Source organism: Pseudarthrobacter sp. H2, assembly GCF_050157045.1.
GTDB lineage: Bacteria > Actinomycetota > Actinomycetes > Actinomycetales > Micrococcaceae > Arthrobacter.
Map to the genome: position 1 here is coordinate 2,317,268 of NZ_CP189594.1, position 13,492 is coordinate 2,330,759.

The following is a 13,492-nucleotide window of genomic DNA, read 5'->3' on the forward strand; positions in this document are numbered from 1 at the left end:
GGTCTGGACCGGCACATCGGGAGGAAGCCAGGCGGGCAGCCGATTGCCGGATATGGCCGGAACGACGGCTTCATTGCGGCCATTTCCGTCATATCGCCGGTGATTGAGGCAGCACGGGTCGTTGAAGTCCCTAAAACCGTAGCGGATCCGGACGGGATCGTAACGCTGCGTCCGGGGACGGCGCCCAATTGACGCAGATGGCCGGAATGCGGGCCCGATTGCGGCCATTTCCGTCATATGGCCGGAGTGGGAGCACGGCGCCGGTTTGGAATAGCCCCACACCCCCATCGGTTGCTCCACAACGGCCGTTTAGACCGTGGAAAAGGGCGGGTTTGGAGCAGTCGATGCCACATTCATGCCGGGACGCGCGGCGCCCGGCTAGGCTGGGGGCATGAGTGATCCAATCGTCATTTTGACAGAAGAGCCCCTCGGTGCGGATGACCGCGTCAACATTGAAACCCTCGTCGCCGGCGGTGATGCGCCCCTCGTGGTCCTGGTCCCGGCCAACACCGAACGCCACCTGCTGGTGGATTTCCTGGAGAACCTCTCCCTGCTGGAGATCGCGAAGGCCTTCCGCGAACTGACGGAGTCCCCCGACCCCGCCGCCGAACGGGCCGAAGCCGCCGAGACCCTGGCCGCCTCGCTCACGGCGCTGGCCGGGCTGGGCGGAGGAGTCAGCGGCCAGATTGTCGAGGGCCGGCCCGTGGAGGGCCTGGTGGCCAAGGTCAAGGAACTCGGCGCCGGGCAGGCGGTCGTCATCACCCGCCCGCACGCCCTCGCCGACACCTTCCACACCGACTGGGCCAACAAGGCCCAGGACCGGCTGGGCCTGCCCGTGCTGCATCTGTACGCAGGTTCGGGATTTATCGGGGACTCCTGAGCGTTATTCAGCCATGAGCATCTTTAACAACAGGCCAAAGGTCGCGCCCGTGGCAGCGCCTGCCGCTGAAACTGCCACCGAAAAGCCTGGCAAGACCGACGAGCAGTGGCGCCAGGAGCTGACCCCGGAGGAATACCGTGTGCTGCGCCAGGCCGGCACCGAGCGGCCCTACACGGGTGAGTACGTGGACACCCACACGGCCGGCGTCTACCAGTGCCGGGCCTGCGGCGCCGAACTCTTCACGAGCAAGGAAAAGTTCGACTCCCACTGCGGCTGGCCGTCGTTCTGGGCGCCGCTGGCAGCGGAAACCGTCCGATATATCCATGACCGCGCCCTGGGGATGGAGCGCATCGAGGTGCGCTGTGCCGCGTGTGATTCCCACCTGGGCCATGTGTTCGAGGGCGAGGGCTATGGCACGCCCACGGACCAGCGGTATTGCATCAACTCGGTCTCGCTCAGGCTCGTCACGGCGGACGACGCCGGGAACTGAGGCCTGCTGCCGGGTCCCGTACCGGCGGTGCCCGGCAGCCAGGGGGCAGCCGGCTGCCGCTGGAACACTCTTCGACCACCAGTTGGCCCAGACTTTCTTATGCTCAACCATATTTTGCGTTAGAGATTCTGTTTGCTTGCTACGCTCGCCGTAGACGCACCAAGCAACCAGGAAGGCCCATGTCGATGACCACGACCGCTACCACCGCACCGGCCCACGTCACCTCGGAATCCCCGGAGTGGCTGGCGCTCAAGGCTGCCGCCACCGCCCTGCAGGCACTCCAGGTCCAGGACGGATCCGTGCCGGATCCTGCCGCCCACGAGGCGGCCGCCGGCCATGTCGGGACCATCACGGACGCGGTCACCGCGCTCTCCCCGGCCTTTCCGCACGACGCCCGCTACCTGGAACTCCTCGTCACCGATTTCGGGCGGTGGTCCGCCGGCGGCTTCGGCGTGCCCGACTTCCTGGATTCGCTGCTGGCCTTCGAGCCGCAGCAGCACCGGGTCAACGGACTGCAGCACCTCGTCGTCTTCCCGATGTACACCCAGAACGGCAGCAGCAGCCGCCTCGTCGAGGCCGTGCTGATCGAGGTGATCTGGCCCGGGTTCGCCGCCGGCCTCGAGGAGGGCGAGTACTCGAACAAGCTCTTCGTTCCCATCCGCTTCCTGGACTTCACCCCCGGCTACGACACCAACTCCGCCGTGCTGTTCCCGGAGACTGTGGCAGTCCGGGCAACGCCCACCTTCACCTGGGGCGCCATCTTCGCCGACCGCGAAGCCGCCCGCTTCCGGCGTGTCGTCCGCGCCGCCACCGGGATCACCTCCCTGCAGCTTCCCGGGGACGCCGCCGCCCTGCTCGAGGACCAGCAGCTGGCCGAGGAAACCTTCGTCATGTGGGACCTCATCCATGACCGCACCCACATGCGCGGGGACCTGCCCTTCGATCCGTTCATGATCAAGCAGCGCATGCCGTTCTTCCTCTACTCCCTCGAGGAACTCCGCTGTGACCTGACCGCCTTCCGCGAATCCGTGCGGATCGAAAAAGACGGCAACGCGGACCCCGAAGCACGCCGGCACGCCAAACTGGTCCAGTACGCCGTGATCTTCGACCGGATCTTCCGCTTCGCGATCACCGGAAACCGCGTCCGCAACTACGACGGCCTCGGCGGCCAGCTGCTCTTCGCCTGGATGCACCAGCACCATGTCCTGCACTGGACCGACAGTAAGCTCAGCATCGACTGGGACCAGGCCGCGGACGTCGTCATCGGACTCGGCGCCCGGATCGAGGAGCTCTACTGGCGCTCCATCGACCGCCCCAAGACCGCCCACTGGCTGGCCGCCTACGAGCTGGTCTCCGGCACGCTCACCCCCAACCCGGCCTCCGTCTGGGCCAAGGGCGCCGGCGCCCTGCCGCTGGCCGGCCCGCCGCGCGGCCTCACCGACCAGGTGCTCGACGACGAGTTCCCGCTCTCGATGTTCTACGAGGCCCTCGAGAAGAAGATGCGCCCCGTCATCGACTCCACGGCCGGGATCACGGGGTCGTCAGACACCAACACAGACACCGGCACGGCCACCGACACAGCCACCGCCACGCCGGCGATGAACGCCCGATGACTGCCGGCCGCAGCCTGAACGTGCTGGTGACGGGCGGCAGCGGCCCGTCCGGCATCGCCACCGCGCGGGCCCTGCACCGGGCCGGCCACACGGTGTTCACCGTCGGCTCGGACCGGCACCGCATCGAGGCCGCCGCCGCCGAGGCGGGCGACGGCGTCATGCCGCTGGTCTGCGACCTCGCGCACCTGGCGGACGTCCGCGCCCTGCATGCCGCTGTGCACGCCGCGCTGGCGCCAACGGCCGGGGGGATCGACGGCGTCATCCACCTGGTCGGGGGCTGGCGCGGCGCGAAGGGCATCACGGACCAGAGCGACGAGGACTGGGAGTTCCTGGAACGCGGCGCCATCACGACGCTGCGGAACGTCACGCGGGTCTTCTACTACGACCTCGCCGCCTCGGAGGCCGGGCGCTTCGCCATGGTCTCCTCCACCGCCGTCGGCACGCCGGCGGCGGGGACCGCCAGCTACGCGGCCGCCAAGGCTGCGGCCGAGGCCTGGACCCTGGCCGTGGCGGACGGGTTCCGGCGCGCCCAGACCGGCAACGCCGGACAGGGTGCTGCCGGCCAGGGCCCTGTCAGTGCAACCGGCGGCCCCGGCGCCGGGCCGGATGCCCAGCCGGAAGCCGGGCCGGAAACCCAGCACAGCGCCGCCGTCGTCTTCGTGGTCAAGGCCCTCGTGGACGCCCGGATGCGCGCAAAGTCCCCCGAACGCACCTTCCCCGGGTTCACCGACGTGGAGGAACTGGCGGCCGCCGCCGTCGGGCTCTTCACCACTCCCGCGGCCGAACTGAACGGCCGGCGGCTGCTGCTGGCCCGTTGAACCGGGCCAGACAACGCAGCGGTGGGCCCGGACCTCTCTAGACTGAAAGCGTGAGCAAATCGATGACCAGCAGCGTTGAAACCGGCACAGTTGAAACCGGCACAGTTGAAACCGGCACGGCAGAAACCGGCAGCGTTGAAACCAGCCCTGCCAAGACCGCGGCGCGGCTCCACGATCCCGCCGTCCGCGGCTTCGCCTCGGACAACTACTCGGGCGTCCATCCCGAAGTGCTGGCGGCCCTCGCCGCCGCCAACGGGGGCCACCAGGTTTCCTACGGCGAGGACGACTACACCGCCCGGCTGGTCCAGCTCATGGAGCAGCATTTCGGCGCCGGGATCGAGTGCTTCCCCGTCTTCAACGGCACCGGGGCCAATGTCCTGTCGCTGCAGTCCCTGCTGCCCCGCTGGGGAGCGGTCATCTGCGCCTCCACGGCCCACATCAACATGGACGAGAACGGCGCGCCGGAGCGGATCGGCGGGATCAAACTCCTCCAGGTCCGCACGGCCGACGGCAAACTCACCCCGGAGCTGATCGACCAGGAAGCCTGGGGGTGGGGCGACGAGCACCGCGCGCAGCCTCTGGCCGTATCCATCACCCAGACCACCGAGCTCGGCACCTGCTACACGCCCGGGGAGGTCCGGGCGATCGCGGAGCATGCCCATTCCAAGGGCATGAAGCTTCACATGGACGGCGCCCGCCTGGCCAACGCGGCCGCACACCTGGACGTGCCGCTGCAGGCCTTCACCCGCGACGCCGGCGTGGATATCCTTTCGTTCGGCGGCACCAAGAACGGCCTGCTTTTCGGCGAAGTCGTCGTGGCCCTGAACCCCGAGGCCGCACAGGGACTCGTCTACCTGCGCAAGATGAACATGCAACTGGCCTCCAAGATGCGCTTCATGTCCGCCCAGTTCATCGCCCTCCTCGAGGGCGACCTGTGGCTGCGGTCGGCCGCGCACGCCAACGCGATGGCCACCCGGCTGCGCGCCGGCGTCGAGTCGGTTCCCGGCGTCGAGCTGACCCAGAAGACCGAGTCCAACGGGGTCTTCGCCATCCTGCCGGCCGGCGCAGCGGACCGGCTGCGCCGCTCCTTCCGCTTCTATGACTGGAATGAAGCCGCACGGGAAGTCCGCTGGATGTGCTCCTTCGACACCACCGAGGACGACGTTGATTCCTTCATCGCCGCCATCCGGCGCGAACTCACGGCCGCGTAGCCGGGCAGGCACCCGCCCGGCCCGGCGGCGAGCCTGCCGGGCATGGGGGCAGCCGTTGCATAACCTTCCATTGTGAACTCACTCGACCAGGTTCCGGCAGATTTCCTCTTTGCCCTCGGAACCCTTCGACACGCACGATGCCGCAGCGAACTGCGCCTGGCCGAGATTCCGGCGCCGTCACGGCTCGCACCCTTTGCCGTCGCGCTGGGTGCGGAAGTCATCGTGCCCGGGGATGCCGGCGGTCCGGGCCCGGTCCACGGGCCGGCCGCCGCGGGCTTCGAACCGGCCGCCGGCAGCGAGGACATCGAGCTGGCCACCGGCCGCTTCATCCTGCTCCATGATCCCGAGGGCTCCGCGGTCTGGGACGGCCAATTCAGGGTCGTCACCTACATCCGGGCCCAGCTCGAGCCCGAAATGGGCAACGACCAGATGCTCGGCTCGGTCGCCTGGACCTGGCTGGTCGAGGCGCTGGAGAACCATCAGGCGCCCTACCGTTCGGCCGGCGGCACCGCCACGCGCGTGCTCTCCGAAAGCTTCGGCACGCTTTCGGACCGGCCCGATTCGATCGACGTCGAACTCCGGGCCTCGTGGACTCCAGCCGGACCGGACATCACCACGCATCTGGAGGCGTGGTCGGAGATGGTGTGCACGTTCGCCGGGCTCCCACCGCTCCCCGAAGGCGTCACCCCCCTGCCCCGGCGGCGGCCGGGACAGGCCCCGGCACGGGCATGAGGCGGCGCGTTCTGCCGCCTGCGCCGTCCTTGGCCCCGCGGTGTCGGTAAACTGTAGTCATCATGACCCCTCAAAATCCGGAAATCACCACGGCCGGCGCCGTACCAAATAAGACAGAGGCCGGTGACGCCACAGCCCACATCACGGTGGAAGGCTTTGACAGCCTCGTCCCCGAGGTCATCGACCTCGATGCCCCCCGGGACGGCGTGCCGCTCGTCATCGAAACCCAGGCAGGCCTGGAGCGCTGCGCGGCTGCCCTGGCCGCAGGCCACGGCCCGGCGGGAGTGGACGCCGAACGCGCCTCCGGCTTCCGTTACGGCCAGCGCGCTTTCCTCGTCCAGATCCGCCGTGAAGGCTCCGGCACCTGGCTGATCGACCCCGAGCCCTTCGAAGACCTGCGGATCATCAACGACGCCCTGAGCGGCGTGGAATGGATCCTGCACGCCGCGAGCCAGGACCTCCCGTGCCTGTCCGAACTCGGCATGTGGCCCGACCGGCTCTTCGACACCGAACTCGCCGCCCGGATCGCCGGCCTCCCGCGGGTGGGGCTCGCCGCCGTGATCGAGCAGCTCCTGGGCTTCGGCCTGGCGAAGGAACACTCCGCGGCCGACTGGTCCACCCGGCCGCTCCCGGAACCCTGGCTGCGCTACGCGGCCCTCGACGTCGAGGTCCTCACCGAGCTGCGCGAAGAACTCATTGAACTCCTCCTGGCCGACGGCAAGCTCGACTTTGCCGAACAGGAATTCGCGGCCATCCTCGAGGCCGGCCAGGCCCCGCCCCGCGTCGACCCGTGGCGCAAGACCTCGGGACTGCACCAGATCCGGGACCGCCGCCAGCTGGCCGCCGTCCGCGAACTCTGGCTGGAACGCGACTCGCTGGCCCAGAAGCGCGACGTGGCCCCCGGCCGGCTCATCCCGGATTCGGCCCTCGTGGCCGCGGCCAGGGCGATGCCCGCCACCGTGCCGCAGCTGCTGGGCACCAAGGGCTTCCACGGCCGGGCGGCGCAGCGCGAAGCCCCGCGCTGGCTGCGCTGCATCAGCACCGCCAGGACCCTGGAAGAGCTTCCTCCCCTGCACCTGGCCACCAACGCTCCCCCGCCCCCGCGCGTCTGGGCCGACCGGGATCCGGAGGCGGCCGCACGGCTTGCCACCGCGCGTCCCCTGCTGCAGGCCAAGGCCGAGGAACTGAACCTGCCGGTCGAGAACCTGCTGACCCCGGAATACCTCCGCCGCGTGGCGTGGCGCCCGCCGGCCGAGCTCAGCGAGGAAGGCCTGGCCGAGGAGCTGGCGAACCTCGGGGCGCGGCAGTGGCAGATCGAGATCACCGCACCCCTGATCACCGGGGCCTTCCTGCGTCCCCGGCCGGTGCCGGTGAAGGAGCCCGGAGCGGCAGCCGAAGCGGTTCCCGGCGCCACCGCCTAACGACCCGGGCCCGCCCTCCTTGCCAGCTATATTACTGGCGAGTAACATGTTGCTTGATGCCGCCCGGATCACTGCTGCCATCCGCGATTGCCGCCCTTGGCCGCAGCTCCGGCACCATGTCTCGATGAGGAGCAACACGTGAGCCAAGCCAGTCCCCGCACCGTCCGCGACGTCGTCTTCGTCGACGGCGTCCGCACCCCGTTCGGCCGCGCCGGCGAGAAGGGCATCTACGCGGGTACCCGTGCCGATGACCTCGTGGTCAAGTGCATCCGCGAACTGCTGCGCCGCAATCCGTCCCTGCCCCCCGGGCGGATCGATGAGGTTGCCATCGCGGCCACCACGCAGACCGGCGACCAGGGCCTGACCATCGGCCGCACCGCCGCCCTGCTGGCCGGGCTGCCCCGCACGGTGCCCGGCTTCGCGATCGACCGCATGTGCGCCGGCGCCATGACCGCCGTGACCACGACGGCGAGCGGCATCGGCTTCGGCGCCTACGACGTCGTGATTGCCGGCGGCGTGGAGCACATGGGCAACCACCCGATGGGCGCCGGCGCCGACCCCAACCCGCGGTTCATGTCCGAACGGATCGTGGACCCGGCCGCCCTGAACATGGGCAACACCGCCGAGAACCTGCACGACCGCTTCCCCGCCATCACGAAGGACCGCGCCGACGCCTACGCCGTCGCCTCGCAGGCCAAGCTGGCCGCCGCCTACTCAAACGGCCAGATCCAGCCGGACCTGGTGCCCGTCGCAACGATGAAGCCCGGACAGGGCTGGACCGTCAACACCGTGGACGAGCCGCCGCGTCCCGGCACCTCGCTGCAGGACCTCGCCGCGCTCAAGACCCCGTTCCGCGCCCACGGCCGGGTCACCGCCGGAAACGCGGCAGGATTGAACGACGGCGCCACGGCCGCCCTGCTGGCCTCCGCCGACGCTGCCGCGGAACTCGGCCTGCCGGTCAGGATGCGCCTGGTCAGCTACGCCTTCGCCGGCGTCGAGCCCGAGGTCATGGGCATCGGCCCGGTCCCGGCCACGGAGAAGGCCCTGAAGAACGCCGGGCTCGGCATCGGCGATATCGGCCTCGTCGAAATCAACGAGGCCTTCGCCGTCCAGGTCCTCAGCTTCCTGGACCACTTCGGCATCGCCGACGACGACCCCCGCGTCAACCGCTACGGCGGCGCGATCGCCGTCGGACACCCGCTCGCCTCCTCCGGCGTCCGCCTGATGAACCAGCTGGCCCGCCAGTTCGAGGAGGACCCCTCCGTGCGCTTCGGGCTGACCACCATGTGCATCGGCCTGGGCATGGGAGCCTCCGTCATCTGGGAAAACCCGCACCACGCCGAGTACGGCACCGCTTACCCCGAGTCCACCACAGCCCAGACTGGAGCCCAGGCATGAGCGCCGCCGATTTCCGCAAACTTGCCGATCTTTTCCCGGACGAGACGGTCACCCACTCCTACGTGCAGGACATCGCGCTCCCCGCCGCAGGTGGGAAGACGACTGACGCCAAGGACAGCCCCGGCACCTTCGCGCTCATCACGCTGGACAACGGCCTGGACCACTCCAAACCCACCACCCTTGGCCCCAACACCCTGATCGAGCTCGGCACCGTCCTGGAAGGGCTGAAGGAGCGCGCCGCCCGCGGCGAGATCGCCGGCGTCGGGGTGACCGGCAAGCCGTACTTCCTCGTCGCCGGCGCGGACCTGTCCGCTGTGAAGTCCCTCCACAACCGCGAGCACGGACTCTGGATGGCCCAGCTGGGCCATGAGGTCTACTCCACCCTGGCGGACCTCGGCGTCCCCAGCTTCGCGTTCATCAACGGCCTGGCCCTGGGCGGCGGCCTTGAGATTGCCCTGCAGTCCACCTACCGCACCGTGTCCACCGGCGCCGGGGCCCTGGGCCTGCCGGAGGCCTTCCTCGGCCTGATCCCCGGCTGGGGCGGCGTGTACATCCTGCCGCGGCTGATCGGCCCGGAAAACGCCGTCAAGGTGATGATCGAGAACCCGCTGAGCAGCAACCGCACCCTCACCGGGCCGCAGGCCTTCGAGCTCGGCGTGGCCGACGCCATCTTCGAGCCGGCCGACTTCGTGGAACAGTCCGTCGCCTGGGCCGCGCAGGTCATCGCCGGCGCCGTCACGCCCGGGCGGCCCCACGCCGTCGACCCCTCCGATCCGGCGGTAGCCGCCCGCTGGGCCGGCGCCGTCGCCGCCGGCCGCGTCTTCGTGGAAGCCAAGACCTCCAACGCCCCCCCTGCCCCGGCCAGGGTCCTGGACGTGATGGAAGCCAACCGCACGCTGACCCAGGCCCAGTCCGCGGAGCTCGAATGCGGGACACTCGCGGACCTCATGCAGACCCCCGAATTCCGCTCCACCGTCTACGCCTTCCTGGACCTCGTGCAGCGGCGCTCCAAGCGGCCGGCCGGAGCCCCGGACCGCAAGCTCGCACGGCCGGTGACGAAGATCGGCGTCGTCGGGGCCGGGCTGATGGCCGGCCAGCTGGCCCTGCTATTCGCCCGCCAGCTCAAGGTGCCCGTGGTGATGACGGACATCGACCAGGCCCGGGTGGACAAGGGCGTGGGGTACGTCCGCGCCGAGGTGGACAAGCTGCTGGCGAAGGGACGGATCAGCCCCGACGCCGCCAACCGCACCCGGGCGCTCGTCACCGGTTCCGTCTCCAAGGAGTCCTTCGCCGACGCGGACTTCGTGATCGAGGCCGTGTTCGAGGAGCTCAACGTCAAGAAGCAGGTCTTCAAGGAGGTCGAGGCCGTTGTCTCCCCCGACTGCATCCTCGCCACGAACACCTCCTCGCTGTCCGTCACCGCGATGGCCGAGGACCTGCAGCACCCCGAACGGGTCGTGGGCTTCCACTTCTTCAACCCCGTGGCCGTGATGCCGCTGCTCGAGATCGTCCGCGCCCCGAAGACCGACGACGCCGTGCTCGCCACCGCGTTCGAACTCGCCAAGGGACTCAGGAAGTCCGCGGTGCTGGTCAAGGACGCCCCGGCGTTCGTGGTCAACCGCATCCTGCTGCGCCTCATGGGCGAAGTGACGGCGGCCTTCGACGAGGGCACTCCGGCCGGGATCGCGGACAATGCGCTGCGCCCGATGGGCCTGCCGATGACCCCGTTCACCCTCGGCGCGATGGTTGGCCTCCCGGTGGCGCAGCACGTCCAGGAATCGCTGCACGCCGCCTACGGGGAGCGCTTCGCCGTCTCGCAGAACCTGCAGAAACTCATCGACAACGGCGTGAAGTCCATCTGGGCGCCCGGGATGGGACCGGACGGCAAGCCGTACATCCCGGTCGAAACCCTGGCGATGCTGTCCTTCGGCAACACGCCGTCCACCGGCGGGGAGGTGCTGCGCCGCACCCAGGATGCCCTCGCGGAGGAGATCGGCCTGATGCTCGCGGAGGGCGTCGTGGCCGGCGCGGAAGACATCGACCTGTGCCTGATCCTCGGTGCCGGCTGGCCGATGTTCCTCGGCGGCATCACCCCGTACCTTGACCGGGTCGGCGCGTCCGAGCGGGTCAACGGCCGGACATTCCAGGCAGCCGGGGTGGCTGCGGGCTAGCGGTCATTTTCGTTAGGTCGTGGGGGGTCTAGGGGGCCCGAGACCTCTTCGCGCCGGGAGGACATGCCCATCCGTCGCGCCCGGGACCGGACATAACCGGAATATGCCCATCCGCCGGCCCCGGTGCGGTGCATGTCCCGTCCGGGGGCCTGTGCGGGCGGCTCCGCAGCGGGGACCAGGCTGCTCCCCCCGGGGGACATGCCCATTCGTCGCGCCTGCGACCGGACATAACCGGAATATGCCCATCCGCCGGCCCCTGCGCGGGGCATGTCCCTGAGCCCGGCCACCCCGCCGCCTGGACCTGAACCCCCGTCGAACTAACGAAAAAGCCTATTGGCCGCCGAGACCTCGCGCCAGGGCGCCCACAGAGGAGATCAGCTCGTCAAAGCAGTGCCCGGGATCGTTGCCGGAGACGATCCGCGCGTTGGGCGGCAGTCCCCAGAGGCCGCGGAAGTCGGCCACCGTGGTGCCGACCAGCAGCGGGGAGTCCGTCTCGACGTCGACGGTGGCCAGCCGGGTGGCGAACGGTGTGCGTTCCACGGCTGCGCAGGCGGCAAAGGCGTCGTGCATGTGGGCCACATAGCCCTGGCCGTGGTGCCGGTGGAATTCCAGATAGAACCGGACGGCGTCGGACAGGGCGGCGACCAGCGGGTTGCCGGAGGCGCTGAGCTGCCCGTCGGGCTGGCCAGGGAGGACGAGCTCCGGGCCGGCCCCGGCGGCCTCCCCGAGGCGCCGCAGGTGTTCGGGACGCAGCTCGATCCGCTCCGTGGTTTCCAGCGCGCAGACCAGCGGGAGCTTGTCCTCGGGCAGGCCGCGGTAGGCCGCGAAGACCTCCTTGGCCGCGTGCGGATCCACCGAGACGTTCCATTCCGCCGTCGGCGTGGTGTTGCCCTGGTAGTTGAAGCTGCCGCCCATGATGACCAGGCCCTTGAGCAGCCGCGGCAGCCCGGGTTCGCGGCGCAGTGCCAGGGCGAAGTTGGTCAACGGCCCGGTGATCAGGCCGGTGAGCTCCCCCGGGCGCGCCCGGGCCTCCTCCACCCAGACGTCGACGGCGTGCCGCGGCGAAACCTGCTGGGCGGGCGGGGGCAGCTCGGCATAGCCCATCCCCTGTGGCCCGTGGGTCTCTTCCGTGGTGACGAGCGGGATTTCCAGCGGCACCTCGGCGCCGATGGCCACCTCGATCCCCTGCCTGCCGCACAGCTCCAGCAGCGCCAGGTTGTTCAGCGCCACCTGGCGGGCACCCACATTGCCGGCGGTGCAGGTGATGGCCCGCACCTGGACCTCGGGACGGGACAGCAAATAGACCAGCGCCAGGGCGTCATCGATCCCGGTGTCGACGTCCATCAGGATGGAAGGCATCAGGCCGGCCCCCTTAGAACCATGCGATTAGAACAATGCGACCTTCGGCGTCCCGGGGAAGATCCCGTCCAGCTCGGCCAGGTCCGCGGCGTCCGGCCGCCAGTCCGCGGCGGCGGCGTTCTGCCGGACCTGCTCTGGCCTGGTGGCGCCGGCGATGACGCTGCTGACGGTCGGCTGGGCAGCGAGCCAGGAGAAGGCCACCTCGATCTCGGTCAGGTCCCGTTCCGCGGCGAACGCACTGAAGGCACCGAGCTGTTCCCAGTCGGCGTCGTCCACGAGGTTCGTGCGGGTGTGGCTCAGGCGGGAGCCCTCGGGCGCCTTGCCGGGCGCGTACTTGCCGGTCAGCAGGCCGTTGGCGAGCGGGAAGTACGGCAGCACGCCGAGCCCGTAGGCAGCGGCTGCGGGCGTGACCTCCAGTTCGGCGCGGCGGTCCAGCAGGTTGTAGTGGTTCTGCGAGGAGATGAAGCGCGAGCCGCCGCGGGCCCGGGCCACGAATTCGGCCTCGGCGATCTGCCAGCCGGCGCGGTTGGAGTGGCCGATGTAGCGGACCTTTCCGCTGGCCACGAGCTCGTCCAGCGCGGCGAGGGTCTCGTCGATGGGCGTGCGCGGGTCCGGGGTGTGGAACTGGTAGAGGTCGATCCAGTCGGTGCCGAGGCGCCGCAGCGAGGCTTCCGCGGCCTTGATGATGTAGCGGCGGGAGCCGCGGGCGCCGAAGTCGTTGCCGTTGGCCCCGCGGACGTCCATGCCGAACTTGGTGCCGATCACGGCATCCCCGCGGCGCCCGGCGAGGGCCTTGCCGAGCATTCTCTCGCTCAGGCCCGGCTCCCGGCCGTAGTTGTCCGCAACGTCGAAGAACGTGATGCCGGCGTCCAGGGCCGCATGCACGACGGCGTCGGCCCCCTCCTGCGACTCGGTGGCAGTTCCGGTCCGGCCCAGATTGTTGCAGCCCAGTCCCACGACGGAGACGGACAGTCCGGAATTTCCCACGCGGCGGTATTCAGTCATGGATTCAGCCTATAACGCCCGCTTGCCGCTCCCGGTCAGGCCGCCGGAACGCCACCGTATCCGGACATGCCCCGCGCCCGGGCCGCCGGATGGACATATTCCGGCTATGCCCGGTCCCCGGCGCGAAGAATGGGCATGTCCTCCCGGCGCGAAGAGGCCCTCTAGCCTGCGGGCAGCACGAGCCCCTGCTCGTCCATGGCGTCCTGGAGCTGGGCCAGGGTCCGGGCGCACATGCCGTGCATCGTGGAAAGACGCCGCTGCCCAAGCTCCACCACCTGCTCCAGGGTCTCGACGCCGGCCTGGGCGAGGGCCCGGCGGGCAGGAGCCGCGATCCCGGTGGGAAGCGGGGTGCGGCCTGGTTCAGCAGTCTTCTTCGCCATGAGGAATGCCTTCC

12 protein-coding genes are annotated in these 13,492 nt (G+C 69.8%); 9 read left to right on the forward strand and 3 right to left on the reverse strand.

Annotation, left to right across the window (positions count from 1 at the left end; translation table 11 throughout):
• Positions 1–391 precede the first annotated feature (391 nt).
• The 9 genes from ACQCSZ_RS11035 (at position 392) to ACQCSZ_RS11075 (ending at position 10,734) form a co-directional block, all read left to right on the forward strand.
• Positions 392–880, forward strand: a complete 489-nt coding sequence (locus ACQCSZ_RS11035; RefSeq protein ID WP_427008020.1) for a hypothetical protein — start codon at positions 392–394, stop codon at positions 878–880.
• 13 nt (positions 881–893) lie between these two features.
• On the forward strand, positions 894–1,370 hold the full coding sequence (gene msrB, locus ACQCSZ_RS11040; protein ID WP_427008021.1) for a peptide-methionine (R)-S-oxide reductase MsrB: 477 nt from the start codon (positions 894–896) through the stop codon (positions 1,368–1,370).
• Positions 1,371–1,555: 185 nt separating this feature from the next.
• On the forward strand, positions 1,556–2,983 hold the full coding sequence (locus ACQCSZ_RS11045; protein WP_427008022.1) for a DUF6421 family protein: 1,428 nt from the start codon (positions 1,556–1,558) through the stop codon (positions 2,981–2,983).
• The gene (locus tag ACQCSZ_RS11050) at positions 2,980–3,801 is read left to right on the forward strand and encodes an SDR family NAD(P)-dependent oxidoreductase (protein WP_427008023.1); all 822 of its coding nucleotides are present in this window, start codon (positions 2,980–2,982) and stop codon (positions 3,799–3,801) included. Before ACQCSZ_RS11045 ends, ACQCSZ_RS11050 begins: the two co-directional genes overlap by 4 nt.
• Before the next feature lie 62 nt (positions 3,802–3,863).
• Positions 3,864–5,012, forward strand: coding sequence for a threonine aldolase family protein (locus ACQCSZ_RS11055; RefSeq protein ID WP_427008315.1), 1,149 nt, complete (start codon positions 3,864–3,866; stop codon positions 5,010–5,012).
• A gap of 69 nt (positions 5,013–5,081) precedes the next feature.
• Positions 5,082–5,744, forward strand: coding sequence for a DUF3000 domain-containing protein (locus ACQCSZ_RS11060; RefSeq protein ID WP_427008316.1), 663 nt, complete (start codon positions 5,082–5,084; stop codon positions 5,742–5,744).
• Positions 5,745–5,806: 62 nt separating this feature from the next.
• Complete coding sequence (locus ACQCSZ_RS11065; protein WP_427008024.1) at positions 5,807–7,165, forward strand: HRDC domain-containing protein; 1,359 nt, start codon at positions 5,807–5,809, stop codon at positions 7,163–7,165.
• 138 nt (positions 7,166–7,303) lie between these two features.
• Complete coding sequence (locus ACQCSZ_RS11070) at positions 7,304–8,563, forward strand: thiolase family protein (RefSeq protein ID WP_427008025.1); 1,260 nt, start codon at positions 7,304–7,306, stop codon at positions 8,561–8,563.
• Positions 8,560–10,734 carry a 3-hydroxyacyl-CoA dehydrogenase NAD-binding domain-containing protein gene (locus ACQCSZ_RS11075; RefSeq protein ID WP_427008026.1) on the forward strand — a complete coding sequence of 725 codons (2,175 nt, stop codon included), beginning with the start codon at positions 8,560–8,562 and terminating at the stop codon, positions 10,732–10,734. The genes ACQCSZ_RS11070 and ACQCSZ_RS11075 overlap by 4 nt, the downstream gene beginning before the upstream one ends.
• 330 nt (positions 10,735–11,064) lie before the next feature.
• Here the strand turns inward: ACQCSZ_RS11075 and ACQCSZ_RS11080 are convergent, their stop codons facing one another.
• The 3 genes from ACQCSZ_RS11080 to ACQCSZ_RS11090 form a co-directional block, all read right to left on the reverse strand.
• Positions 11,065–12,093, reverse strand: a complete 1,029-nt coding sequence (locus tag ACQCSZ_RS11080; RefSeq protein WP_427008027.1) for a nucleoside hydrolase — start codon at positions 12,091–12,093, stop codon at positions 11,065–11,067.
• A gap of 27 nt (positions 12,094–12,120) precedes the next feature.
• Positions 12,121–13,098 (reverse strand): aldo/keto reductase, encoded by a 978-nt coding sequence (locus ACQCSZ_RS11085; protein WP_427008028.1) that lies wholly within the window; start codon positions 13,096–13,098, stop codon positions 12,121–12,123.
• A gap of 161 nt (positions 13,099–13,259) precedes the next feature.
• Entirely contained in the window at positions 13,260–13,478 is a 219-nt protein-coding gene (locus tag ACQCSZ_RS11090) for a hypothetical protein (RefSeq protein ID WP_211878656.1), read from the reverse strand.
• Between the last annotated feature and the right edge of the window lie 14 nt (positions 13,479–13,492).